This window comes from Streptosporangium sp. 'caverna', from assembly GCF_003203775.1.
In the GTDB taxonomy this organism is placed as follows: Bacteria; Actinomycetota; Actinomycetes; order Streptosporangiales; family Streptosporangiaceae; genus Streptosporangium; species Streptosporangium subroseum.
Genome location: NZ_CP029711.1, coordinates 3,873,409 through 3,897,032, shown reverse-complemented (window position 1 = coordinate 3,897,032; position 23,624 = coordinate 3,873,409). Strand labels below are relative to the sequence as shown.

Annotated in this window: 23 protein-coding genes and 1 rRNA gene; 15 read left to right on the top strand and 9 right to left on the bottom strand. The window is 68.8% G+C overall.

Going from position 1 to position 23,624, the window contains the following annotated elements:
• Positions 1-12: 12 nt before the first annotated feature.
• Positions 13-834 (top strand): class II fructose-bisphosphate aldolase, encoded by an 822-nt coding sequence (locus DKM19_RS17175; protein ID WP_110696559.1) that lies wholly within the window; start codon positions 13-15, stop codon positions 832-834.
• Between the two features lie 63 nt (positions 835-897).
• Here DKM19_RS17175 and DKM19_RS17170 read toward each other — a convergent pair whose 3' ends face one another.
• On the bottom strand, positions 898-1,890 hold the full coding sequence (locus tag DKM19_RS17170; RefSeq protein WP_110696558.1) for a nitroreductase family protein: 993 nt from the start codon (positions 1,888-1,890) through the stop codon (positions 898-900).
• 412 nt (positions 1,891-2,302) lie between these two features.
• Between DKM19_RS17170 and DKM19_RS17165 the strand changes: the two genes are divergently transcribed.
• Together DKM19_RS17165 and DKM19_RS17160 are read left to right on the top strand one after the other, a co-directional pair.
• The gene (locus tag DKM19_RS17165) at positions 2,303-2,995 is read left to right on the top strand and encodes a pyridoxamine 5'-phosphate oxidase family protein (protein WP_110696557.1); all 693 of its coding nucleotides are present in this window, start codon (positions 2,303-2,305) and stop codon (positions 2,993-2,995) included.
• 112 nt (positions 2,996-3,107) lie between these two features.
• Positions 3,108-3,749 (top strand): response regulator transcription factor, encoded by a 642-nt coding sequence (locus DKM19_RS17160; RefSeq protein WP_110696556.1) that lies wholly within the window; start codon positions 3,108-3,110, stop codon positions 3,747-3,749.
• 124 nt (positions 3,750-3,873) lie between these two features.
• Here the strand turns inward: DKM19_RS17160 and DKM19_RS17155 are convergent, their stop codons facing one another.
• Complete coding sequence (locus DKM19_RS17155) at positions 3,874-5,586, bottom strand: GAF domain-containing sensor histidine kinase (protein WP_110696555.1); 1,713 nt, start codon at positions 5,584-5,586, stop codon at positions 3,874-3,876.
• A 101-nt stretch (positions 5,587-5,687) separates the two neighbouring features.
• A complete protein-coding gene (locus DKM19_RS17150; RefSeq protein WP_369989125.1) occupies positions 5,688-6,254 on the bottom strand; it encodes a hypothetical protein in 567 nt (188 codons plus the stop codon).
• Positions 6,255-6,539: 285 nt separating this feature from the next.
• On the opposite strand from DKM19_RS17150, the gene sulP reads away from it, so the two are divergent.
• Complete coding sequence (gene sulP, locus DKM19_RS17145; RefSeq protein ID WP_204358827.1) at positions 6,540-8,255, top strand: sulfate permease; 1,716 nt, start codon at positions 6,540-6,542, stop codon at positions 8,253-8,255.
• Between the two features lie 229 nt (positions 8,256-8,484).
• Here the strand turns inward: sulP and DKM19_RS17140 are convergent, their stop codons facing one another.
• Together DKM19_RS17140 and DKM19_RS50665 are read right to left on the bottom strand one after the other, a co-directional pair.
• On the bottom strand, positions 8,485-9,069 hold the full coding sequence (locus DKM19_RS17140) for a hypothetical protein (protein ID WP_204358826.1): 585 nt from the start codon (positions 9,067-9,069) through the stop codon (positions 8,485-8,487).
• A 76-nt stretch (positions 9,070-9,145) separates the two neighbouring features.
• Positions 9,146-9,757 carry a TetR/AcrR family transcriptional regulator gene (locus tag DKM19_RS50665; protein ID WP_204358825.1) on the bottom strand — a complete coding sequence of 204 codons (612 nt, stop codon included), beginning with the start codon at positions 9,755-9,757 and terminating at the stop codon, positions 9,146-9,148.
• Positions 9,758-9,883: 126 nt separating this feature from the next.
• Between DKM19_RS50665 and DKM19_RS17130 the strand changes: the two genes are divergently transcribed.
• From DKM19_RS17130 to DKM19_RS17120, 3 genes are read left to right on the top strand one after another with little or no spacing between them, the layout of a single operon-like run.
• Positions 9,884-11,332 carry an MDR family MFS transporter gene (locus tag DKM19_RS17130; RefSeq protein ID WP_110696553.1) on the top strand — a complete coding sequence of 483 codons (1,449 nt, stop codon included), beginning with the start codon at positions 9,884-9,886 and terminating at the stop codon, positions 11,330-11,332.
• A 58-nt stretch (positions 11,333-11,390) separates the two neighbouring features.
• Positions 11,391-12,284 (top strand): NAD(P)/FAD-dependent oxidoreductase, encoded by an 894-nt coding sequence (locus DKM19_RS17125; RefSeq protein ID WP_110696552.1) that lies wholly within the window; start codon positions 11,391-11,393, stop codon positions 12,282-12,284.
• Complete coding sequence (locus tag DKM19_RS17120; protein WP_162641546.1) at positions 12,188-12,571, top strand: NAD(P)/FAD-dependent oxidoreductase; 384 nt, start codon at positions 12,188-12,190, stop codon at positions 12,569-12,571. Before DKM19_RS17125 ends, DKM19_RS17120 begins: the two co-directional genes overlap by 97 nt.
• A 190-nt stretch (positions 12,572-12,761) precedes the next feature.
• Here the strand turns inward: DKM19_RS17120 and DKM19_RS17115 are convergent, their stop codons facing one another.
• On the bottom strand, positions 12,762-13,751 hold the full coding sequence (locus DKM19_RS17115; protein ID WP_110696550.1) for a sporulation protein: 990 nt from the start codon (positions 13,749-13,751) through the stop codon (positions 12,762-12,764).
• A 375-nt stretch (positions 13,752-14,126) separates the two neighbouring features.
• Here DKM19_RS17115 and DKM19_RS17110 point away from each other — a divergent pair, with 375 nt between their 5' ends.
• The 4 genes from DKM19_RS17110 (at position 14,127) to DKM19_RS17095 (ending at position 17,259) form a co-directional block, all read left to right on the top strand.
• Complete coding sequence (locus tag DKM19_RS17110; protein ID WP_204358824.1) at positions 14,127-15,173, top strand: class I SAM-dependent methyltransferase; 1,047 nt, start codon at positions 14,127-14,129, stop codon at positions 15,171-15,173.
• A 441-nt stretch (positions 15,174-15,614) separates the two neighbouring features.
• Entirely contained in the window at positions 15,615-16,022 is a 408-nt protein-coding gene (locus DKM19_RS17105) for a molybdopterin-binding protein (RefSeq protein ID WP_110694384.1), read from the top strand.
• 10 nt (positions 16,023-16,032) lie between these two features.
• Positions 16,033-16,851 (top strand): molybdate ABC transporter substrate-binding protein, encoded by an 819-nt coding sequence (gene modA, locus DKM19_RS17100; RefSeq protein ID WP_110696549.1) that lies wholly within the window; start codon positions 16,033-16,035, stop codon positions 16,849-16,851.
• Positions 16,852-17,004: 153 nt separating this feature from the next.
• Positions 17,005-17,259 (top strand): hypothetical protein, encoded by a 255-nt coding sequence (locus DKM19_RS17095; protein ID WP_110696548.1) that lies wholly within the window; start codon positions 17,005-17,007, stop codon positions 17,257-17,259.
• 408 nt (positions 17,260-17,667) lie between these two features.
• Here the strand turns inward: DKM19_RS17095 and DKM19_RS17090 are convergent, their stop codons facing one another.
• The gene (locus tag DKM19_RS17090) at positions 17,668-18,576 is read right to left on the bottom strand and encodes an MBL fold metallo-hydrolase (protein ID WP_239514294.1); all 909 of its coding nucleotides are present in this window, start codon (positions 18,574-18,576) and stop codon (positions 17,668-17,670) included.
• 82 nt (positions 18,577-18,658) lie between these two features.
• Here DKM19_RS17090 and DKM19_RS17085 point away from each other — a divergent pair, with 82 nt between their 5' ends.
• The 4 genes from DKM19_RS17085 to mctP all read left to right on the top strand — a co-directional run bounded on the left by DKM19_RS17085 (position 18,659) and on the right by mctP (position 22,445).
• The gene (locus DKM19_RS17085) at positions 18,659-19,510 is read left to right on the top strand and encodes a LysR family transcriptional regulator (RefSeq protein ID WP_110696547.1); all 852 of its coding nucleotides are present in this window, start codon (positions 18,659-18,661) and stop codon (positions 19,508-19,510) included.
• 314 nt (positions 19,511-19,824) lie between these two features.
• Positions 19,825-20,379: a VOC family protein gene (locus DKM19_RS17080; RefSeq protein ID WP_110696546.1), complete on the top strand. Its 555-nt coding sequence runs from the start codon at positions 19,825-19,827 to the stop codon at positions 20,377-20,379.
• A gap of 259 nt (positions 20,380-20,638) precedes the next feature.
• Positions 20,639-20,854, top strand: coding sequence for a DUF3311 domain-containing protein (locus tag DKM19_RS17075; RefSeq protein WP_089212003.1), 216 nt, complete (start codon positions 20,639-20,641; stop codon positions 20,852-20,854).
• Positions 20,855-20,858: 4 nt separating this feature from the next.
• Complete coding sequence (mctP, locus tag DKM19_RS17070; RefSeq protein WP_305000312.1) at positions 20,859-22,445, top strand: monocarboxylate uptake permease MctP; 1,587 nt, start codon at positions 20,859-20,861, stop codon at positions 22,443-22,445.
• A 160-nt stretch (positions 22,446-22,605) separates the two neighbouring features.
• Here the strand turns inward: mctP and DKM19_RS17065 are convergent, their stop codons facing one another.
• On the bottom strand, positions 22,606-22,932 hold the full coding sequence (locus DKM19_RS17065) for a putative quinol monooxygenase (protein WP_110696545.1): 327 nt from the start codon (positions 22,930-22,932) through the stop codon (positions 22,606-22,608).
• Between the two features lie 549 nt (positions 22,933-23,481).
• Positions 23,482-23,598 (bottom strand): 5S ribosomal RNA (gene rrf, locus DKM19_RS17060).
• Positions 23,599-23,624 lie beyond the last annotated feature (26 nt).

Below are 23,624 nucleotides of genomic sequence, written 5' to 3'. Positions count from 1 at the left end.
TCGGAGTTCATCATGCCCGTGGCAGGTATCGGCGACATCATCGGCGGCGCCCACGCCGGGGTCGGCGCGTTCAACGTCATCCAGCTGGAGCACGCGGAGGCGATCGTCGCGGGAGCGGAGGCGGCCGGGGCGCCCGTCGTCCTGCAGATCAGCCAGAACTGCGTGCGCTACCACGGCGCGCTGGCCCCGATCGCCCTGGCCTCGCTCGCCGTGGCCCGCGCGGCGGCGGTGCCGGTGGCCGTCCATCTCGACCACGCCACCGACCGGGCACTGGTCGAGGAGGCGGTGGCGCTCGGCGTCGGCTCGGTGATGTTCGACGCCTCGGCGCTGCCCGACCGGCACAATCTGGCTCTCACGGCCGAGATCTCCGCCTGGTGTCACGAGCGTGGCATCTGGGTGGAGGCCGAGCTGGGCGAGGTGGGCGGCAAGGACGGTGTGCACGCGCCCGGCGCCCGCACCGATCCGTACGAGGCTGCCGTCTACGTGGCGAGGACGGGCGTGGACGCCCTCGCGGTCGCGGTCGGCACCTCGCACGCCATGACCACCAGGGACGCCGTGCTGGATCTGGTCCTGATCGCCGAGCTGAGTGCCGCCGTACCGGTCCCGCTCGTGCTGCACGGCTCCTCGGGCGTGCCCGACGACACGCTGCGCGACGCCGTACGGCACGGCATGAAGAAGATCAACATCGCGACCCACCTGAACAGGGTGTTCACCCGCGGGATCCGCGACCACCTGGCGGCGGACGACAAGGTCGTCGACTCCCGCAAATATCTCGGGTGCGGCCGTGAGGCCATCGCCCTCGAGGTCACGCGCCTGCTCAAGGTGCTGGCCTGACCCGCCTCCCACGGCCTTCGAAGGCGCCGTCCCGGCGAGGTGTCCCGGCCAGGGCCCGACGCCTCAGCGTTCTTCCAGCGTGTCGGTCACCGGTCGCCGGACGCCCTCGGTGTCGTCGAAGGTGATGCCCAGACGCATGATCATCTGAGGGTACTCCTGCGAGCACAGCTCCTGGCGCAGGAACTCCCGCAGGTGGGACATCTCCAGCGCCTGGGTGTGGAAGGCCGCGCTGAGACCGTGGGCGGAGGCGCGCAGCAGGACACGCTGCAGTGCCTGGCCGGCCGCGATCCAGTCCCGGCGGGAGTCGCCCTTCGTGGTCAGGACCGCCACGACCCCGGTGGAGGTGGAGAAGAACCGGTCGGTGTCGTAGCCCCAGGGGTGGCCGTGGGTGTAGTCGCGCTGGGCGAAGTGCGAGCGGGTCCGCCGGGGCACACGCGGGTAGCTCTCGGCCGGCACTCCGTCCGTGCGGGGGCTTCCCGGCGGCCGCGCCCAGCGGATCAGCTCCAGCGACAGCAGCCGGTTCTGGGACTGCACGTCCTGGGCGGCGCAGGTGATCGCGGCGAGCACCCGGACGGCCGGCTCGGAGCGGACCGGCGTCAGGTGCGCCCCCTCGGTGCTCGCCTCGGCCACCAGCGCGTCGAGGAGACGCTCCGGTACGGGAAGGCCGGTGAAACCGGACCGGTGGGTGCGGCGGCGTTTGATCTCGGCATGCAGCAGCCGGGTGTCCTCGTCGGCGGCCATGGCCGCTGCCGGCCGTACCGTCGCCAGCAGGGCCGGGCGGTCGGGGTCGGGCAGCACGCGCACCCGCGGCTCATAACCGAGCGTGCGCACCGCGAGCCGCACGTTCATCAGGGCCGCACCACAGCTGATCAGCAGCTCCCTGCCGGTGGCGTCGCCGATCAGGAGCTTTCTGTCGCTGTCGGCACGCAGTGCGATCTCGTCACCGTCGACGACGAAGGACCATGGCTGGGTGTTGTGCACCGACGGCGCCCACCTGGCGGCCTCAACCGCCGCACGGACCACCGAGGTGATCTCCTCGGTTGCACGGACGTTCATGGCTGCACCTCCATCACAGGCGGCCGCCATGGCGACCTCCTCGGGTTCTCCTTCCATTCGACCGGCCACCGACGTTTTTCGCAGGGGCCAGAAGACCCGCTCATCAGGGACTTCCGACCCCTGCCCCCGGAGGTTTTCCGCGGTGAGATGGGTGGAGGGTGAAGCACGGCGGACAACTCCCGCAGGCAGGGCGCCGTACGAGAGCACTTCTGACCTGCCGGGTGCTGTCTCGAAGGGAGGGACCGGTGAACGGGATGTGGTCTCACCTCGTGGAGTACGCGCCCATCTCGATCGCGGCGTTCTCCCGGCCGACGGCTGCGGAAAGGTCCGCCCGTGATCCGGGTGAGGGCGTACGGCACCCGGTGAGTTCTCAAGTCCGTGAACGCCGTCACTTTCTCGTTGGGAGAATTCGATGACCAAGCACATAACGGCCCCCGGTGACCTGGGCCGCCGGGTGGCCCTGCGACGTGAAACTCTGGCCATGAGCCGCGAGCAGCTGGCCGGCCGGGCCGGGATCGACCCCGGATACCTCGAATACCTGGAGGAGACCGCGGCTTCGCCGACGGCCGAGACCGTGAGCCGCCTTGCCTCGGCCCTGGAGACCAGCGTCGGAGAACTGCTGGGCGGAACCATGGACCTGCCGCCCGGCCTGGGACGTCCCGCCGCCCACCCCCGGCTGGAGAAGCTGGACGCGGATGAGTGCCTGCGGTTGCTCTCCCCCGGCGGGGTCGGCCGGGTGGCCTTCGACGACCTGGGCGGACCGGCGATCCTGCCGGTCAACTACATCCTGCAGGACAACTCGGTGATCTTTCGTACCGCGTTCGGCGGTCCGCTCGACGACACCCTGCGCACCGGCGTTCAGGGCGTCGAATTCAAGATCGCCTTTGAGGTCGACCGGATCGACGACGCCAACCGGGAGGGCTGGAGCGTGCTCATCCGAGGGGGCGCCCACCATGTCTCCACCGCGGAGGAGCAGGCGAACGTGGAGGCTTCCGGCGTCCAGCCGTGGGTGGGCGGCGACCGCGAGCTCTACGTCAAGATCGTCCCTTCGGAGATCACCGGCCGCCGCATCCGGCACGGCCGGTCTCCTGACGGGCGACCTTGATCAGGGCCGCCGGGGAGGGCCCGGCGATCGACCGGACGGCGCCCCGGCGAGGACCGGGTCTGAGGACCTTGGTCCCTACCTGCGGAGCGACGAGGGGATTAGCGTTCAAGACATGATTCGTGTGTTCCTGGTCGATGACCATGAGGTGGTGCGCCGCGGCGTGGCCGCGCTGCTGGAGTCCGAGGGCGACATCGAGGTGATCGGCGAGGCCGGAACCGCGGAGTCGGCCATCGCGCGCATCCCGGCGCTCAGGCCGGACGTCGCGGTTCTGGACGTACGCCTGCCCGACGGCAACGGAGTGGACGTGTGCCGGGAGGTCCGCTCCAGGATGCCGGAGCTGGCCTGCCTGATGCTGACCTCCTTCGCCGACGACGACGCCCTGTTCAACGCGGTGATGGCGGGCGCGGCCGGTTACGTGCTCAAGCAGATCCACGGCTCGGACCTGGTCGGCGCGGTACGAACGGTGGCCGGCGGCCAGTCGCTGCTGGATCCGCAGACCACCACGGCCATGCTGGCGCGGCTGCGCGAGCAGGCCGCCCGCAAGGACCCCTTGAGCGCGCTGTCGGAGCAGGAACGGCAGATCCTGGAGCTCATCGGCGAGGGCCTGACCAACCGGCAGATCGGCGAACGGATGTATCTCGCCGAGAAAACCGTCAAAAACTACGTGTCCAACCTGCTGTCCAAACTCAGCATGCAGCGCCGCACCCAGGTCGCGGCCCTGGCCGCCCGCCTGAAGGGCGACCGCCCGCGGTGAAAGGGACCCTCGTTCCCGCAGCGGCGGCGCTCAGCGGGATCCACCGGCTGTGGCGTGCTCGAATCACCCGTCACGCCGGTGCGGCAACCCTCGCCGGGAGCCTGCCGCGGATTCCGCTGATCACTTACGACCTGTCCTCACCGAACGGGACGCTCCACACCAGCCGGGTGCCGCCCTCCGGCGGGGAGCCGATCTCGAAGGAACCTCCCAGCCGCTCGGCCCGTTCCTGGAGATTGCGCAGCCCGCTGCGCCCGCTGTCGGCAGGTAGTCCGACGCCGTTGTCGGCCACGGTGAGGATGAGCCGCTCCTGATCGGCCTCCACCGATACCTCGGCCTTGGAGGCCTTGGCGTGACGCACGACGTTGGACAGCGCCTCGCGCAGCACGGCCGGCAGGTGCTCGGCGATCCGCGGCGGCACGTCGCTGTCCAGCCGGCCCTCCATGGTCAGGCCCGGCATGAAACCCAGATGGCCGCGTGCCCCCTCCACCAGGGCCACGATCTGCGCGCGCAGGCTCGCCTCGCCGTCCTGGGGGGAGACCTGCAGGGCGAAGATCGTCGAGCGGATCTGCCGGATGGTGCCGTCCAGTTCGTCGATGGAGTTCTGTACCCGCGCGGAGGCCTCCGGCCGCTCGATCAGCCGCATGGTGCTCATCAGCGTCATGGCCACGGCGAACAGCCGCTGGATCACCACGTCGTGCAGGTCCTTGGCGATCCGGTCGCGATCTTCCAGCAGGCTCAGCCGCTCGGCGTCCATCCGGCTCTCGGCCAGCTCCAGGGCGATCGCGGCCTGGCCGGCGAAAGAGTGCAGGGTGCGAAGCTCCGCCTGGTTGAACGGGATGCGGCCCGAGCGCTTGCCCAGCGACAGCACTCCGCGCACGCTCCCCGGCGCACCGATCGGTACGGCGGCCACGGGGCCGAGCGAGACGTATTCGGCGATCACCACGGGGATGTCGGTCTCGGCCGGGTCAGTGATCATGAGCGGTTCGCCGCTGGTGAAGGCACGGCCGGCCAGGGAGTCGGCGATCGAGGCCTCGGCATGAGCCACCTGATCCGAGGCCTCCCCATCGGCGATCAACGCTTGCAGGACCTGCCCGCTCTCATCCGGCAGCAGAACCGCCACGACGTCGGCCCCGGCCATCTCCCTCGCCCGCCGCGCTATCAGGGTGAGCACCTGGTGCGGCTCGGCTCCCGACAGCAGACTGGTGGTGACCTCCGCCGAGGCCTGCAGCCACATCTCCCGGCGGCGGGTCTCCTCGTACAGCCGGGCGTTTTCGATGGCGACACCGGCCGCGGTGGCCAGCGCGGTGACGATCGCCTCGTCTTCTTCGTCGAACTCCCCGCCGCCGCGTTTTTCCGTGAGGTAGAGGTTGCCGAACACCTCGTCACGGACCCGGACCGGCACCCCCAGGAACGAGCCCATGGGCGGGTGGCCGGGTGGAAAACCGTAGGACTCGGGGTGATCGCTGATGTGAGCCAGCCGCAGCGACTGCGGCTGCTTGATCAGCAGGCCCAGCAGGCCGAGCCCGTGCGGCCAGTGCTCGATCCTGGCGATCTCCTCCTCGTCTAGCCCCACCGGGATGAACTGGAGCAGCGTGCTCTGCTCACCGGCCACGCCCAGAGCGCCGTAGGTGGCGTCGACCAGGGTGGTGGCGGTCTCCACGATCCGGCGCAGCATGGTCTCCAGGTCGAGATCGCTGCCTACGGCGACCACCGCGTCCAGCAGTGCGTGCACCCGGTCGCGGGTGGCCAGCACCGCCTCCAGCCGGCCCTGCAACTCCGCCAGCAGCTCATCCAGCCGCATGTGCGGAATCAGGGTCCGTGACGCGATCTTCGCCATGGTTCCAAGTCTGTCACCCGGACGTGTGAGCGCCCACCCTGGTCCGGGGCGGGCGCTCACACGTCCGGGTGTCGTTCTCTGGGATCGTGTCCGGTTGTCGTTCACCTCAGGATCGGCAGGCGCCCCACCAGCGAGGTACGGCCCCACCAGGCGCCGATGCCCAGGACGTCACCGGCGCCGCCCAGCGCCAGCCCGGCCAGCACGACGGCGTAGACGAGGTGCTCGTCCAGGAACGGGTTGGTCTCCAGCGGAAGCCCGGCGGCCCACATGAGGACCAGCAGCAGGCCTCCCGTGATGGCGGCGATCCGGATGCCGGCGCCGAGGATGAGCGCGACGCCGATGCCGAGAAGGCCGATCATGAACAGCCCGTCGACCCACGTCTGCCCGGCCAGGCCGCCGAAGAAGCCACCGAGCGCGTTCTCGCCGGTGCCCTTGAGAAAGCCCGTGGTCGGGCTGCCCCCGGCGATCCAGGCGCGGTCCGCCGGGGTGGAGAACCCCCAGCCGAAGACCTTGTCCAGAAACGCCCACAGGAAGGTCCAGCCCAGGCTGATGCGGGCGATCGCCCAGACGTAGCCGACCGGGCGGATCACACTCCCGGCCGGGGCGTCCATGACGGGCGCGGTGGGGTCTGCGTGGCTGCTCTGGTGATGACCTTTGGTGACCGTCATGACTGCGCTCCCTGGGGGCTGGGCTCTGATCCGTACGGCCTAAGCACACCGTTTTCCGACGCTTCCCGGCAGTGCCGTCCGACTTGTACGCCCGGCCCAGAAAGTCCTGTTCTACGGGACTTTCGGCCCTCGACATCCGACCGGCACCAGGTCCGCCGGGGTATCGCAGGGCCTTCGACGGCCCTTCCTGTCATGATCTGTTGACATGGTGCCGATCGCCGATGAGGGAACTTCCCGGTGGAGACGGGAAACCTCACGCCTGTACCACGAGGTGGAAGGATGATCATGGCGAAGCCGCGTGCGAACCGTCTCATCTGGCGTCTGCTGCCCGGGGCCGCCGTCCTGGCCGGCTATGAGCGCGGCTGGCTGCGCGGTGATCTGCTTGCCGGGATCACGGTGGCGGCCTACCTGGTCCCCCAGGTCATGGCCTACGCCACCGTCGCAGGGCTGCCTCCCGTGGTGGGGCTGTGGGCGATCCTGGCTCCGCTGGCGCTGTACGCGCTGCTCGGGTCGTCCCGGCAGCTGTCGATCGGCCCCGAGTCGACGACCGCGCTGATGACCGCCGTCATCGTGGGGCCGATCGCCGCCGGTGATCCGGCCCGGTACGCGCATCTGGCGGCCGCGCTGGCGGTCCTCGTCGGGCTGCTGTGCCTGATCTGCTGGGTGCTGCGACTCGGGTTCGTCGCCGACCTGCTGTCCAAGCCGATTCTGGTCGGCTACATGGCCGGAGTGGCCCTGATCATGATCGTGGGGCAGTTGGGCAAGCTCACCGCGGTGCCGGTGAGCGGGGAGAGCTTCCTGTCGCAGCTGACCTCCTTCTTCAGGGGCATGCCCCATGTCCACCTCGCGACGTTGCTGCTGGCCGCCGCGATGCTCGCGTTCCTGCTCGTCCTGCAGTGGCGCCTGCCCAGAGCGCCCGCGCCGCTGCTCACCGTCCTGCTGGCGACCGCGGCCGTGGCCGTGTTCGGATTGGAGCGGTACGGCATCCGGGTCGTGGGCGCGGTCCCCTCGGGGCTTCCCGCTCCGTCGCTCCCGGCCACCGGCGATCTCGCGTCCCTGCTGCTGCCCGCCGTCGGCCTGCTGCTGGTGGGCTACACCGACAACATCCTCACCACGCGCGCTTTCGCCGCCCGCCGCGACTACGAGATCGACGCCAATCAGGAACTGCTGGCCCTCGGGGCGGCCAACCTCGGCGCGGGCCTGCTGCGTGGTTTCCCCGTCAGCAGCAGCGGCAGCCGTACCGCCCTCGGTGACGCCGCCGGCAGCCGCACCCAGCTGTTCTCCCTCGTCGCGCTGGCGTCGGTGGTCGTGGTTCTGCTCTTCGCGGGACCGCTGCTGGCGACCTTCCCCGCCGCGGCTCTCGGCGCCATCGTGGTCTACGCCGCCCTCCGGCTGATCGACGTCGCCGAATTCCGGCGCCTGGCGGCGTTTCGGCGCAGCGAACTCCTGCTCGCGCTCGGCGCGCTCGCCGGTGTGCTCGTCTTCGACATCCTGTACGGCGTGCTGGCCGCGGTCGCCCTCTCGGTCGCCGAGATGCTGGCCCGGGTGGCCAGGCCGCACGACGCGATCCTGGGCCTGGTTCCCGGGCTGGCCGGAATGCACGACGTCGACGACTACCCCCAGGCGCGCACCGTGCCGGGGCTGGTCGTCTACCGCTACGACTCACCGCTGTTCTTCGCCAACGCCGAGGACTTCCGCCGCCGCGCCCTGGCCGCCGTCGACCAGCATGAGGGCCCCGTCGCCTGGTTCGTCCTGAACACCGAGGCCATCGTCGAGGTCGACATCACCGGCCTGGACGCCGTCGAGGCACTGCGCCGAGAGCTGGAACGCCGGGACGTCGTCTTCGCCCTCGCCCGGGTCAAACAGGACCTCATGGTCTTCCTGGAGACGTCCGGCCTGGCCGCGGCCATCGGCGAAGAGCACATCTTCCCCACCCTTCCCACCGCCCTCGCCGCCTACGAGCAGTGGCGCACGCAGCATCCCCCGGAAGCGGCGACATGACCGGGTATTCCCACCTCGGCAGCCCGCTTCGGCAAGGATCATCGTCAACGAGCTGGACCGGTCGCGGTGCGCGATCGACGCGCTCAGCGTGCGGCCCTCCGAAGGAGGGGCCTGACAGACCCGAATCCTGTCGATCGCGTTGCGCGAGTGGCGGTCGCCTTCCCAGCCGATTCGCTCTGCTTCGAGCTGGTATCTCTCTGTCGCCCGGCGATGCCACCCGCTTGATGTCTCAGACGCCCATCACCGCGAGGTGGCGGGAAGGGCGGTGACGTCGCCACGCGACGATCAGGAAGGCGATCAGTCCGAGGACGGGCAGGGCGCACAGGGTCCAGCTCAGCGCCAGCGGAGGGCCGGGCTGGTCGAGGACGGTGAGGTTGTCGAGGGTGCCCGTTCCCTGCCCCTGAGGACCGTTGACGGTAAAGGTGAAGGCCCACTGCCCGGCCGTGGGCAGCGACCGGATGTCCAGGCCCCAGACGGACCGTTTGCGCGGGTGGCGGGAGAGCCGGCTCACGCTGCGCATTCCCGCCTTCGCACCGGGTCTGGTCATGCTGAGGGTGCCGGATTTTCCGGTCAGCCCGCCGTCCGGGGCGAAGGTGAAGTCCAGTGACTGCATGGCCCGCAGCGGCCACGTGGAGAAGCCCACGGTCAGGTGGTACGGGCCGGCCTGCACCTGCTCGGTGTGGACGATCTTGACCGGCGCGTACGCCTGCTCGGGCCGGGCCGGCGCGTACGCCTGTGCCGGCGGGGCCGAGAGCAGGGCCGCGGCGCCCATGACGCACAGGGCGAGGAGCAGCGCGCGGGCGCGGTCCTTCACCGGCCGGGCCTCGTCGGGCAGGCCGGTCCAAGAACGACGTCACGACCGATCACCAAACGGGACATGGTCTAAGCGGTCACGGGAACGACCGGGCGACAGCGGCCGCAGCGTCGCCGAGCATCGACTCGACGCGCGCGACGGCCCTCACGGGGGTGAGCCCGGTGATCGCGGCGCGGGCCTCGGGGGAAGTCGCCAGCCGGACGATCCCGACAAGCTGGATCGCGTGCATGCGTAGTTGCGGCGTCGCCTCGGCGCCGGCCTCACGGGCGAGCTCGACAGTGATCCGGTCCTCGAAATCCGCCCACATCCGGAGCAGACCCGACTGAAGTGCCGCCGACCGGCCGTAGCCGCGGTGGAAGCCCTCCAGGCCCGGATTGCCGTCGCCGCTGTCGAGCGCCGCGACCAGCACGCCGGCCACCGCCTCCGCCGCGGCGGTTCCGGCAGGGCGGTTCGCCAGAGCTTCGAGAAGAGCCTCGATGAGCCCTCTGTCGGCGAAGGCGAGGTCCTCCTTGGACCGGAAGTAGACGAAGAGCGTCTTCACGGACACGTTCGCCGCGTCTGCGATCTCCGCCACCGTCACCGCGTCGAACCCGCGCTCCTCGAACAACCGCTCGGCAGCGTCGATCAGCGCCTGGCGGGTGATCGCCTTCTTGCGTTCCCGCAGCGGCGATTTCGTGTCGGCAACCATCCGTGGAGCTTACCCCAATAACACAGCCGGTTACTTTTCTCCATCAGGCGAAAATCGGATCGTTTGACATCATAAAGGTAAGTGACTTACTTTTCACATCTACTTACCTATCGGAAGGTCTCCGTCATGCCGACGACCACGCCACAGCTGCTCACGCATCGGGCGATCATGGTGATCCTGGTCCCGCTGATGCTCGTCCTGTTCATCTCGAACCTGGATCAGACGATCGTGGCGACCGCCCTGCCGACCATCGGCAAGGAGCTCGGCGGCACCGACCAGATCTCCTGGGTCGCCTCCGCCTACCTGCTCACCAGTGCCGTGACGACGCTGCTGTTCGGCAAGCTCGGCGACATGTTCGGCCGAAAGCAGATCTTCCTGCTCTCAATCGTGATCTTCCTGATCGGCTCGGTCCTGGCCGCGGTCTCCGGGAACATGCTCTGGCTGATCGTCTTCCGCGCCTTCCAGGGCCTCGGCGGCGGCGGCCTGAACTCTCTGGTGATGGCGATCGTCGGCGACATCGTGCCGGCCCGGCAACGCTCCCGCTACCAGGCGTACACCGGCATCGTCGCGACCCTGGCCCTGGTCGCCGGCCCGTTCCTCGGCGGCCTGTTCGCGGACACGATCTCCTGGCGGTGGATCTTCTTTATCAACGTCCCGATCGGGGTGTTCGCGATCGCCATGGTCGCCCTCCGCGTCCACCTGCCCCAGCACCCCGGCAGGCGCGGCCGGATCGATGTCGCCGGTGGCCTGCTCGCCGCGGTGGTGACCACAACGATCCTGCTGTTCACCACCCTCGGCGGCGCCGGCCACGCGTGGAACTCGCCGTTGATTCTGATCCTCATCGGCGTCAGCGTCGCGGGCCTGCTCGCCTACATCCTCGTCGAGGGGCGCGCGGCGGAACCGATCACGCCCCTCGGCCTGTTCCGGTCGAACATCTTCACCATCTCCTCGATCCAGTTCGGGTTCGCCTCCCTGGTCCTGTTCGTCGCGATGCTCTACGTTCCGCTGTTCCTGCAGACCGTGCAGGGATACTCCGCGTTCGCGGCGGGCCTGTTCCTGATTCCGATGCTCCTCGGCCTCGTCGCCGCGACCGCGATCGCCGGCCCCTTCATCACGAAGACCGGCCGCTACAAGATCTACCCGGTGATCGGCTCCGCGTTGACGGGCCTGTCGATGTGGGCGGTCGGCTCCGTGACCCACGACACCTCCGCGTGGGCGATCATCGTGCCGCTGACCTTCGCCGGCGCCGGAATCGGGTTCATGATCCAGGTCGCCCTCCTCGCCGGGCAGAACGCGGTCGAATACCGGCACCTGGGCACCGCCACCGGGGCGCTGAACTTCTTCAAGAGCATCGGTGGCGCATTCGGCGCGGCGATCTTCGGTGCCATCCTCGCCGGAACCATGGGCTCCTCCCCCACTCTCACCTCGACCGTGGACGCCTTCCAGACGGTGTTCCTCTGGTCCGTCCCGTTCATGATCGTCTCCTTCGCCCTCGCCCTCCTCATGCGGGAGAAGCCGCTGTCGGAGGAGATGCTCGAGGTCGCCGAAGGCAGGGTCGAAGTCCCCGAATACTGACCCACGCCGCCGATCGGCGGCGCCCCACCGGCTCTGAATCCGCACGAAAGGAACCACCATGCCCACCGCACAAGCTCTGACCCAACTCGAGATCGTCATCCTCGGCGCCGGCCCCGCCGGCCTCGCCACCGCCCGGCTCCTGCACCTGAACGGCGTGCGCGCCCGAGTGTTCGAGAAAGACGCCGACCGCCTCGCCCGCACCCAGGGAGGATCGCTCGACCTCGGCGAAGACAACGGGCTGCGTACCCTCGCCGCCGCCGGCCTGATGGGCGAGTTCGAGAAAGCCGTCCGCCCGCAGGGGCAGCACACCAACTACTTCGGCACCGACGGCGCCCTGCTGCTGTCCACCGACGAGTCCGACGAGGACGAGATACGGCCGGAAATCGACCGGCTGGAACTGCGCTCCCTGCTGCTCGACTCGCTCCCCCACGGAACCGTCGAGTGGGGCCGCGAGATCACCTCCGTCGAGGTGACCGAGAACCGGTGGCGCGTCGGCTTCGAAGGCGGAGACACGATAGAGGCGGACCTGGTGATCGGCGCCGATGGCGTCAACTCCAGGACCCGCCCGACAATCACGGACGAGGTGCCCGCCTACATAGGGGTCACCTTCATCGCCGGCGAGATCTCCCATCCGTCGCCCGGCTCCTACGCCGCCGAGATCGTGGGAGAGGGCGCGGGCCTGTGCTCGGGTACGACAGGGCATTCCTGTGCCAGCGCAACGGCGACGGCTCGATCCGCGTCTACTTCGCCCAGCGCCGCGACGAGGACCCGAACCGCATCGCCGGGGCCATGTTCAGGGATCCCGGCTTCATCCGCGGCGAACTGGACCGCGAGTTCCAGGAATGGTCTCCCCGAATGCGCGGCATCCTCGACGAGGTGGACACCAGGTTCATCTGGTGGCCCCTCTACACCGTTCCCGCACGGCAGCACTGGCGGCAGCACACCGGCCTGACCCTGATCGGCGACGCCGCGCACGTGATGTCCCCGTTCACCGGACAGGGCGTCAACATGGGTCTCCTCGACGCCCTCGAACTCGTCACCGCCCTCACCTCAGCCGGGCACACCGACGTGAACGCCGCGATCAACGCCTACGAGGCCTCGATGCTGGCCCGGATGGAGGAGGCCGTCACCGCCACCAACGCCGCCCAGGACATCCTGCTCTCCCCCGAAGGCCCCGGTGCCCTGCTCGCGATGGCCTCCGGCGACAAAAACCGACAGTCGATCGATGGCCGGCCATGAGGCGGTGCCCTCACCCCGGGCGAGGCACGTCGCCGGCACCGGGGCATCAAGGGGGGCGAGACCCACACCGGTTCAGCCATGCGCCCGCCGGGTTCGACGTCCGGCCGTGAAGGCCCGCCCCGCGTTTGGTCGCGAGGCGGGCCTTCACCGCTGTGCCCGCTGCGGGTTCAGCGGGCCGGGTTCGGTCAGGTCACTCCTCTTCTGCTTCTTCCCCTTCGAAGAAGTCGCCGATCTCGTCGATCGCCTCGGCGGCGACGAAGCCGCCGACCACGCCGGCCGCTCCGGCCGCGGCGATCCCGCCCAATCCGGGCCCGCCGCCGTGGTGGCGATGGTGGGAGTCGTGGTGCCCGCCGTGATGACCGCCGTACTGGCCGTAGGGGTCGTGTCCCGCGATGTGCGAACCGCCGTGGTGCTGGGACAACGAGGCCACCCAGCTGTTGATCTCAGCCGCCCAGTCGACCTGGAGCGCCTGCTCGTGGGTGAGCTGGAAACGGCCGACGGCGTCGGTGCCGGAGCTGTAGCGGCCGCCGCGCTTGTCGGCCTCCACGATGACGTCCAGGCCGGCGGGGTTGGCGACGAAGGTCAGCTCGACCTCGTTGATCTGCCCGGAATACTGAGCGGGCGGGTAGAACTCGATCTCCTGGAAGAACGGCAGCTGCTGGCTGACGCCGTAAATGCGGCCCCGCTCCAGATCGGCGCTCTTGAAGTGGAAACCGAGCTGGGAGAAGGCCCGCAGCACGGCTTCCTGGGAGGCGGTCGGCTCGATCTCGACCGGATCCATGTCGCCCTTGTCGATCGCCTTGGCGATCGCCAGCTCGGTGCGCACCCCCATGGCCATGCCGCGCAGGCGCTGACCGGCGATCTCGGTGACCGGCGTCTCCCACGGGACGGGAAGTTGAAAGGGGACGATCCTGTCTTCCGCGGTGCGCAGGCGGAACGGCCCGGACACCTGCGTGCGGAAGAACTCCACCAGGCCGATCTGCTCACCCTCGCCGTGCTCAGATTCCACCTGGGTGACCAGCCCCAGCGCGACGTATTCGATGTCGGCGTCGAAGTCACCGCCCTTGATCCGCACCTCGCCGCGCAGCGACCCACCGGGTTGCACGCGTGGCGTGGCCAGGACCGTGTCCACCGAAGGGGCCCCGACACCGAAGGCTCCCAGCATCCGTTTGAAGACCACGGTTTCCTCTCTCTGGTTGTGCGCTGAATACGACCGAACGGCAAACGATCACAAGATCTGCGAGGTTCCCGGCCATGCCGTCCCGGCCTAGATCGGCTGACGGGAACGGCGAGAAGCGCCGTTTTTGACGGGTTGAGTCGCTCGGGGAGCGTCCCGCACCGCGACGATCTTGATGTGCAGGCGGGCGAGCTCGTCCAGGACGGCGGCGAGCCGGTTTGCCGAGCGCGCTGCTCATCCCATGGATGAAACGTTCGAACGATCCGGTCGGCGGCCTTCCGCGACCCCGCTCATCGTGATCTCGACCCAAAAGCGGTCCTAGACCTCGCTTCTCCTGGTCAGGTAGCCATTTCAGGTCGGCATCTGCATGATTGACGCATGGCTGACGATGCGGCACCGGTGTCCACGGAGCGGGCGATGACCGCCGCCCAGGACCGCCGGTGGGAAGAGCTCCTGCGGAATATCACGGACATGCTCCCGGCCGGACCGGTGTGCGTGGTGGTCGACGGCGCCGGCGAGCAGAACCTGATCGTCGCCGAACGCCTCGCGGCCGCCGTCCACGACACCGGACGCGCCTGCACCCCGCTGTTCGGCACCACCCCGTCCACCTGGAGCGCCGAGTCCAGCGCCGACGCGATCGTGGTGGCGCACGGCCCCCACTGGCGAGCCCATCCACCTCGCGGCCACTGGGACGTGGTGATCTGGCTGCGCACTCCGCCCGCCGGCAACGGGCGCAAGAGCGCGAAGGCCGACGCCGACATCGTCATCGACCTGCATGATCCGACCTGGCCGGTGATCCGCCACTCCACCGCCCGGCTGGGCGACCGCACGCGCTGGTACCTCACCGAGAGCCGGGCCTTCTTCGCCACCCGCGCCGCCACCTGGGACACCAAGTTCGGCGACGACCTGCCCGCCTACGCCGCCGCGATCACCGAGGCAGGCCTGCCGAGGGACGGCGTCGTCGTCGATGTCGGCTGTGGCACCGGCCGCGCCCTGCCCGCCCTCCGCCACGCCGTCGGCCCGCGCGGCGGCGTCATCGCGGTGGACCTGACTCCCGAGATGCTCGCGCAGGTCCGCTCGCACGGCCGCGCCGAGTACGCGGCACTCGCCCTCGCCGACGCCCGGCACCTGCCTCTCGCCGACGCGTCCGTCGACGCGGTGTTCGCCGCCGGGCTCCTCACGCACCTGCCCGACGCCGATGCGGGTCTCCACGAGCTGGCTCGCGTCACCCGGCCGGGCGGTCTGCTCGTGCTCTTCCATCCCTCCGGACGCGCCGCTCTCGCCGCCCGCCACGGCCGCACCCTGAGTCCTGACGAGCCCCTCGCCGAAGCACCCCTGCGCCGGTCGATGCACCAGACGGGGTGGCGGCTGACCAGCTACGACGATCCGGAACACCGTTTCCTCGCCATCGCCGCCCGCCGGTAGCCGATCGCTGCGACCACCGCCCGGCCTGGAGCGAGTTCCCGCTGAGAGGGAGGCACATCCGCGCCGAACGGACTCCGGGCCGGCTGTCACAACACCGCCGTCCGGAACCGGAGGTGGTCACCGTACGGGGATCCGGGGTGGTGAGAGCTTCTGTGATGGTGAGAGCTTTTGTGATGGTGATCGCGGCGATCAAGGCTTCCGGCCTGATCCCGGAGAGCCGGGGCCGAGGGCATCGGACGGGCCCGGGTGGCCGGGGTGGCGTGACGATGATCGGTTTCGGCCGCCCCGGCTCGGTGCTCAGTGGCGCCGGTCGACGGGAGGTACGGGGGGTCATCTGCGCGCTCTGATCTCTCAGGTGCGATGGAAAAAAGTAGATTACGCCGTGCTTGCCATGAGAGTCGCCTATGAAGGCCAGCATGTGCGAATGTATGGTGATTGTTTGTGACGACGTTTCGGATCAGTGAGGCCGCCTCGCTGCTCGGGGTCAGCCCCGACACCGTGCGGCGATGGGTCGACATCGGCCGGCTCCCGGCTCACCGCGATGAGCACGGTCACCGGACGGTGGCCGGTGCGGATCTGGCCGCGTTCGCGCGCTCCCAGATCGAGACCGAGGACAGTTCGGGTTCTTCGGCGCGTAACCGCTTTCGCGGGATCGTGACCGAGGTGATCAGGGACGCGGTGATGGCCCAGGTCGAGATCGCCGCCGGACCCTATCGAGTGGTCTCGCTGATGAGCCGTCAGGCCGCCGACGAGCTGGGCCTGGAGGTGGGGGTGGTGGCGGTCGCCGTGATCAAGTCCACCAACGTCGTCGTCGAGATCGCCGACCACACTCACCTGGTGAGTCCGTAAGGAGTCCTCGTTGTTCAGGCGTCTTTCCCGCTGGGCCGTCACGGTCCCGCTCGCCCTCACCCTGGCCGCTGCGCTGTCCGGCTGCGGCTCGAGCGACCCGGCCACCCCCGCCGCCTCCACCACCGCCTCCGCTTCGGCCTCGGCCGCCGAAGCCGCGTCCGGCACGTTGACGGTGTTCGCCGCCGCGTCGCTGACCGGTACCTTCACCGAGCTGGGTAAGACCTTCGAGGCCGCCCACCCCGGCACCACGGTGCGCTTCAACTTCGGCTCCAGCGCCACCCTGGCCCAGCAGATCGTCGAAGGCGCCCCGGCCGATGTGTTCGCCGCGGCCAGCCCCGCCACGATGAAGACCGTCACCGACGCCTCCCTGGCCTCGGCTCCGACCACGTTCGTGCGCAACTCGCTGCAGATCGCCGTCCCGGCCGACAACCCGGCCAAGGTCGACGACCTCAAGGACCTGACCGACCCCAAGGTCAAGGTCGCGCTCTGCGCCGAGCAGGTGCCGTGCGGTGCGGCGGCGATCAAGGCTCTGGACGCCGCGGGCATGAAGGTCACCCCGGTCACCTTGGAACAGGACGTCAAGGCCGCCCTGACCAAGGTCGAGCTCGGCGAGGTCGACGCCGCCCTGGTCTACAAGACCGACGTGCTGGCCTCGGCCGGCAAGGTCACGGGTATCGACTTCCCCGAGTCCGCCAAGGCGATCAACGACTACCCGATCGCGGCTTTGACGAAGGCGCCCGCGCCGGAGTTGGCCAAGCAGTTCGTCGATCTGGTGCTGTCGCCGCAGGGCGCCGACGTGCTGACCAAGGCCGGCTTCGAAGCCCCCTGACATCGCGATGACATCCTCTGCGACACCAGCCGATCGGGGCGGAGCCCAGCGCCGCCCCGATCGGTCAAGCGCACCGACCGGCGACGCGGCGGGCCGCCCGCTGCGGCTACCGGCCCCTCGGCTCCGAGCCACCGAGACCCATGGCCGCCGCGCATGAACAGCAGCCGACCGTCGCACAACGCCATCTGCCTGGGCGGGCCCTGCCACGGCATGCTCACCCACATCGACCAGGACATCGGCATTCTCACCGTGCCGGTTCCGCGCCGCTCCCCCGAAGAGCCCGAGGCGGCCCGCTATCGCGTCACCCGCGAACGCGTCCATCACCCTTGCTGCGCCGAGCCGTTCATCGCTCTGTACTGGGCCGAGCCGCCCGACCCGGCCGATTCGGCCTGCCCCTGCGGCTGCTAGCCGGCGGCACTCCACAGACGCGCATCGGCACAGATCCGGATCTCCACGATCCGGCTCATGTATCTGCCTCCGGATCGGTCACCCGGCACCACCAGATGCGATCCCTGCTCATCGAGATCGCGGCCGTCCATCTGGAGCCCCAGCAGGATCTGGGTGTCGCCGAACTCCGGATCGATCTCCCCCCCTACGACAACACCGTGTGGTGACCGTCACGCCCGAGCACGGAGATCAGAAACCGCAGCCGATCCTTGCGCTCGGACGGGTCGAAGATCGGCCCGGCCGCGCGGGCCACCTCCACCGGCAACGGGCCGGCCACGTTCGCCTTGGGAGGGAGAGAATCCCGTCGTGGCCCAACCGGTCCCGTGACGCGTGCGGCAACCGTCGTTCAGGCGTGGCTGGACGAGGGAGTCAGGCGGCGTGCTCGGCGCACATGCACCCGACGCCCCGCTCGATCCACTCCTGGCCGGCCCACTCGGGATGCCGCTCGATCAGCAACGCCCGGACCTCGGCAACGATCTCGGCCTCGCCCATCGCGGAGTCACGCCGCCGCCAGGTCTCGTCACGCAGCTCACGCAGATAGTCGCAGACGTCGGCGAGCACCTGCGGGCCGCCGAGGTCACCGTGACCGGGAACCACCACCCGGGGTCCGGCGGCGGCCAGCCGTTCCACCACCGCCAGCCAGCGCACGCCGGAGACGTCCGTGTCGTACGGCGGGAACCATGGGAAGATGGCGAACTGTCCGGTCTCGGCAAGATCCCCGGTGAACAGCACGCCGGCGTCCGGCACCTCGATCACCTGGTCGCCTTTCGTGTGGCCCCGGCCGGTGGGCCGCAGCCGTACGATCCGGCCGCCGAGGTCCAGGTCGTACCCCTCGTCGTAGACCACATCGGGAGTGGGCACCCGGACGCCGTCGAGGCGGCGGGTGATCGACCCGCCAAAGCCCCGGAACATCTCCAGGTAGCCCGGCCCCTTCGTCTTCAGGTCGTCCGCCTGGGCGCGGTTGACCAGGTACGTGGCCTGGCCGGTGAACGCCTGCGCGCCGAAGGCGTGCTCGGGGTGGAAATGTGTCGTGGTCAGGTACAGCCGGCGGCCCTTCGCCACCTCGGACGCGAAGGCGAGGACCTGCTCGGCGTTGGCGGTGCCGATGCCCGTCTCGACGACCAGCACGGCCTGCGTACCGCCGATGACGCCGATGTTGGGCACCAGCGCGACCCGATTGTTCGGGATCACCAGCAGGTCGGGGGCGACTTCCCAGGCGTCGGCAACCCGCACGGCGGGGTCGGTCATGGATTCGTCGGTCATGGGTTCGTCGGTCATGCTCCGATTCCACCGCCCGGGCACCGCGGCCGTCCAAGGCCGGTTAGGTGGCGTCGATACCGTACGGGTATCGTCGCCGCTCATGGAGCTACGCCTGCTGCGCTATTTTGTGGCCGTTGCCGAGGAACTCCACTTCGGCCGGGCCGCCGCCCGGCTGCACATGAGCCAGCCGCCGCTGAGCCGGGCGATCAAGCAACTGGAGACCGACCTCGGTGCCGCTCTGTTGCACCGCTCCGCCGCGGGCGTCACGCTCACCCCGGCCGGGGCGGTGCTGCTGGACGAGGCGCGTACCCTGCTCGACCGGGTCGAACAGGTACGCGTGCGCGTGGCCGCGGCGGCCGGGGCCACGACCATCACCGTCGGCATCCTGGGCGACAGTGCCGACCGGGGCATAACACAGCTGGCCGCCGCGTACCGCCGGCGGCACCCGGGCGTCGAGGTCCGCATCCGCGAGACCGACCTGACCGATCCGACCTGCGGGCTGCGCGCCGGACTGGTCGACGTCGCCCTGACCCACGGGCCGTTCGACGAGACCGGCCTGACGGTGCACGAACTGCGCGCCGACCCGGTGGGCGCGGTGCTGCGCGCCGACGATCCACTGGCCCGCCGCGACCGCCTGAAGCTGGCCGACCTGGCCGACCGGCGCTGGTTCCGGTTCCCGGACGGCACCGACCCGATCTGGCAGTCGTACTGGAGCGGCGGCGAGCCTCGCGAGGGTCCGGTAGTGCGCGCCGTACAGGAGTGCCTGCAGGCCGTGCTCTGGAACGGCACGGTCGGAATGACGCCGCTCGGGCACGACCTCCCCGAGGAACTGACCGTGGTACCGCTGATCGACCTGGCGCCGAGCCGCGTGGTCGCGGCGTGGAACGAGGGCGACCCGAACCCGCTGATCCGGTCGTTCGTCCAGATCGCAACGGCCGCCTACCGCGACTGAGCGCCTCGCGGCCGGCGCAGGATTACGGAAACCGGTGGGAGGAGGGGAACCCACCGAGAAGCAGCAGCCTCGGCGCGCTCACGTCGCCTCGCCGGCCTCCGGGCCGAAGACGTCCAGCCCGCCGGCGGATACCGTGTTGAAGACCGTCGTCAGCGCCCCGTTCCAGTTTTCGGTCAATGCGGCTGGCGGTTCCATCGCGGACACGACATCGTGGCCTGTGGTTGTCGCGCGGTGACAACGCTGCCGGCGGGAAGCCTCGACCATGGCCAAAGCAATCGGGGAGACAGTCGCCCGAGAAGGAGAGTGAGAAGACTGTGGGAGACAACACCGAGTTCGAGCTGCGAGGAGTCAACCATCTGGCGCTGGTGTGCTCGGACATGAAGCAGACGGTCGATTTCTACTCGGGTGTCCTGGGCATGCCGCTGATCAAAACGATCGAGCTGCCGATGGGCTGGGGCCAGCACTTCTTCTTCGACTGCGGCGGTGCCAACGCGCTGGCATTCTTCTGGTTCCCCGACGCTCCGGAGGGCATTCCCGGCATTTCCGCACCGAAGGGCTTACCCGACCGGGGCGAACTGCTGTCGGCGGTCGGTTCGATGAACCACATCGCCCTTGATGTGGCACCGGACAAAATCGAGGAGTATCGCGACAAGCTCATCGCCAAGGGAGTGGACGTCGGGGTGATCCTCAACCACGACGACAGCGAGTTCGGCATCGCGCCCGAGATGCAGGAGGGCGTGTTCGTCCGATCTATCTACTTCAAGGACCCCGACGGGATCCTGGTGGAGTTCGCCGCCTGGACCCGCGAACTCGGCCTGCCCGACGACGTCCGGCACGAGCCCAGGACCGCCGCCGACAGAACCGTGTGATCCAGCAAGCACCCGCCCGCACGTCAGCGACGTGGAGAGGGCCGCTCCGGCCCGCGTCAACGGCCCGTTCCTCGATGGCGGCCGGGTGGCCGATATCAACGGCTCAATAGCAGCGGCAAAAGCCAACCTACCGTTCGTCGCGTGAACTGATCCGCTCGGCGCTCGGTGACCCGAATGAAACGGTCATGTAATTACGCTGCCGGTCAGCCGTAGTAGATGGTCTCGCCGACCATCCCCTCTCCATCCCGAGGAGACTCTTTTGACCACTCCCAACGGAGGCGATCGAAGTGATCGCAGCCCCTGGAACTGGCTGCTGATTTTACCGATCGTCCTACCTTTACTTACTTTTCTTTATAATTCCGATGAACCCCGTCTTCTCGGCTTCCCGCTGTTCTACTGGTTCCAGTTCTCCTGCATCGCGGTCGGCGTCATATGCACCACGATCGTCTACCAGATGACAAAGCGGAGGCGATGACCCGGTGAACGAGCATCTGACCGAGATCACCGTCTTCACCGTGCTGTTCCTGCTCGTCAGCGGTATGGGTTTCGTGGCCGCGCGCTGGCGCCGCCCGGACAACCTGGCCAGCCTGGACGAGTGGGGACTCGGCGGCCGGAACTTCGGACCGTGGGTGACCTGGTTCCTCGTCGGCGGCGACCTCTACACCGCCTACACCTTCGTGGCCGTGCCCGCGCTGATCTGGAGCGCGGGCGCGATGGGCTTCTTCGCCGTGCCGTACACGATCGTGGTCTATCCGATCGTGTTCCTGGTGCTGCTCCGGCTCTGGTCGATCTCCCATGTGCACGGCTTCGTGACCCCGGCCGACTTCGTCCGGGCTCGCTTCGGCTCCCCCACGCTCGCGCTTCTGATCGCCATCACCGGCATCGTCGCGACCATGCCCTACATCGCGCTCCAGCTCGTCGGCATCGAGGCCGTGCTGAAGTCGATGGGGGTGACCGGCCATCTGCCGCTCATCATCGCGTTCGCCATCCTGGCCGCCTACACCTACCAGTCGGGCCTGCGCGCCCCGGCGCTGATCGCCTTCGTCAAGGACACGCTGATCTACATCGTGATCATCGTCGCGATCATCGTGATTCCGATGAAGCTCGGCGGCTGGGACGTGGTCTTCGGCGAGGCACAGAAAAAGTTCGCGGCCTCGCCCGCACCTGACGGCATCCTGCTCAACGCCAACAACCAGCTGCAATACGTCACGCTGGCCCTGGGCTCCGCGCTCGCGCTCTTCCTCTATCCGCACAGCATCACCGGCGTTCTGGCCTCCAGGAACCGCGACGTGATCAAGCGGAACATGGCCGCGCTCCCGGCCTACAGCCTGCTGCTGGGTCTGATCGCGCTGCTCGGCTACATGGCCATCGCGGCCGGAGTCAAGCCCATCGGCACGGACAACAACACGATCGTGCCGCAGCTGTTCAACCAGATGTTCCCCGACTGGTTCACCGGGGTCGCCTACGCCGCGATCGGCATCGGCGCGCTGGTCCCCGCAGCGATCATGTCCATCGCCGCGGCGAACCTGTTCACCCGCAACATCTACAAGGAGTACATCAGGCCGAACGCCAGCGACGCCGACGAGGCCCGCGTTTCCAAGATCACCTCGCTGCTCGTCAAGGTCGGCGCGATCCTCTGCATCCTGTTCCTGGACACCGGATTCTCCATCGACCTCCAGCTCATTGGCGGCGTCATCATCCTGCAGACGCTCCCGGCCGTGGCGCTGGGCATCTACACCCGCTGGTTCCACCGCGCCGGCCTGATCGCCGGATGGATCGCCGGTATGGGCGCCGGAATGCTCATGCTCTACAACATCGGCAATCCGGCCACCGGCAAGCTGCACTTCGCCGGATCGGCGTTCCCGCTGGAGAAGCTGGGACTGGACACCAAGATGACGATCTACGCGGGCATCGTGGCGCTGGCTGTCAACCTGATCGTCGCCATCCTTGGCACGGTCATCGCCCGCGCCTCCAAGATGACCGACGGCGGCGACGCCACCCAGCCCGACCAGTATCTCGCCGACGAGGGCGACCCTCGGGTCAAGGACCTCGACCTCACCCCCTGACCCCCGGCCTCCGGTACGGCTCGCATCCGCTTGCGGGGATGCGAGCCGTACGGACCTCGTCAACGCATCGTCGGCCGTTCTGACCGCGCCCGAAAGCCCGGAGAGCACCTCGCCTCGACGAGCCGCCGCCTGTGCGAGAGCATCGACCCGGGTCGATGCTCTACGGGGCCGGGGTCAGCTCCGCCATTCGCGACCAGCCCTCGCCGGGCACCTCGATGTTGATGATCTCCGGTGTCTCCGCGATCAGCTCGGGCATCCACGCCATGGCGGCCTTGAAGTGGTCGGAACCCACGTGTGCCGCACCTGCGTCAGACGAGGCGAACGCCTCGATCAAGACGAACTGGTTGGGCGCGTCAACACTCCTGGACCATTCGAAGAAGACATTCCCCGGCTCCTGCCGAGTGGCCTGGGTGAAGTCGTCGACGAGCGGGAGCCAGTCTTCGCTCCGCTCGGGACGGACGACAAACTTGACGACGATGAAGATCATAAGCTGGCTTCCTTCGCTGCGTTGAAGGTGCGGATTCCCCGCCGGAACCGAATGGGGAATACCGCACGGTCATCGTCATCATTCTAGTGATCCGCACCCGCACGGCCTTCGACCTCGGCTCGGCTCGGCTCGGCTTCAAGGTGTGAAGGGCCATCCCTGTCAGGAGCAACCGATCGTGTCAGGCCCGGAACCTGTCCGAACCGGCGCGAACAGGTTCCGGGTAGCCCAACGAACGGGTCCCCGGCATCAGACCGAGACGACCAAACAGGTCCAGAACCACGGTGCAGGAAATCGATCCGGTCTCCGGCGCCCGGCCGGTGACCGGGCCAAAGACCATCGGGCCGGCAATGCCGGCAGCGAACCAGCCCCTGAAACGAAAAAATGGGTCCGTGCCCCGCAGTACGACCCCCTCCCCGGACACGAAAAAAGGGGGTCCACGCCGCATGGCAGGACCCCCTTCCGAGTAACGCAGGTGATTCCAGGTCATACCTGGTGGGTGAACGCAGAAAAGGGCCACCCCAACGGGGTGACCCTTTCCTGTGAGAGATTGTCCGGCGGTGACCTACTCTCCCACACCGTCCCCGGTGCAGTACCATCGGCGCTGAAGAGCTTAACTTCCGGGTTCGGAATGTAACCGGGTGTTTCCCCTTCGCCATAACCGCCGTAACCCTATTAAACAATCAACCACACAC

Excerpts from the sequence above, each read along its gene's own strand:
- DKM19_RS17085 (WP_110696547.1), top strand. The coding sequence starts at position 18,659 with ATGGAGCTACGCCTGCTGCGCTATTTTGTGGCCGTTGCCGAGGAACTC.
- DKM19_RS17160 (WP_110696556.1), top strand. The coding sequence starts at position 3,108 with ATGATTCGTGTGTTCCTGGTCGATGACCATGAGGTGGTGCGCCGCGGC.
- DKM19_RS17120 (WP_162641546.1), top strand. The coding sequence starts at position 12,188 with ATGCGCGGCATCCTCGACGAGGTGGACACCAGGTTCATCTGGTGGCCC.
- DKM19_RS17165 (WP_110696557.1), top strand. The coding sequence starts at position 2,303 with ATGACCAAGCACATAACGGCCCCCGGTGACCTGGGCCGCCGGGTGGCC.
- DKM19_RS17150 (WP_369989125.1), bottom strand. The coding sequence starts at position 6,254 with ATGACGGTCACCAAAGGTCATCACCAGAGCAGCCACGCAGACCCCACC.
- DKM19_RS17065 (WP_110696545.1), bottom strand. The coding sequence starts at position 22,932 with ATGATCTTCATCGTCGTCAAGTTTGTCGTCCGTCCCGAGCGGAGCGAA.
- DKM19_RS17090 (WP_239514294.1), bottom strand. The coding sequence starts at position 18,576 with ATGACCGACGAACCCATGACCGACGAATCCATGACCGACCCCGCCGTG.
- DKM19_RS17125 (WP_110696552.1), top strand. The coding sequence starts at position 11,391 with ATGCCCACCGCACAAGCTCTGACCCAACTCGAGATCGTCATCCTCGGC.
- DKM19_RS17170 (WP_110696558.1), bottom strand. The coding sequence starts at position 1,890 with ATGAACGTCCGTGCAACCGAGGAGATCACCTCGGTGGTCCGTGCGGCG.
- DKM19_RS50665 (WP_204358825.1), bottom strand. The coding sequence starts at position 9,757 with ATGGTTGCCGACACGAAATCGCCGCTGCGGGAACGCAAGAAGGCGATC.
- DKM19_RS17130 (WP_110696553.1), top strand. The coding sequence starts at position 9,884 with ATGCCGACGACCACGCCACAGCTGCTCACGCATCGGGCGATCATGGTG.
- DKM19_RS17095 (WP_110696548.1), top strand. The coding sequence starts at position 17,005 with ATGAACAGCAGCCGACCGTCGCACAACGCCATCTGCCTGGGCGGGCCC.
- DKM19_RS17155 (WP_110696555.1), bottom strand. The coding sequence starts at position 5,586 with ATGGCGAAGATCGCGTCACGGACCCTGATTCCGCACATGCGGCTGGAT.
- DKM19_RS17175 (WP_110696559.1), top strand. The coding sequence starts at position 13 with ATGCCCGTGGCAGGTATCGGCGACATCATCGGCGGCGCCCACGCCGGG.
- DKM19_RS17110 (WP_204358824.1), top strand. The coding sequence starts at position 14,127 with ATGGCTGACGATGCGGCACCGGTGTCCACGGAGCGGGCGATGACCGCC.
- sulP (WP_204358827.1), top strand. The coding sequence starts at position 6,540 with ATGGCGAAGCCGCGTGCGAACCGTCTCATCTGGCGTCTGCTGCCCGGG.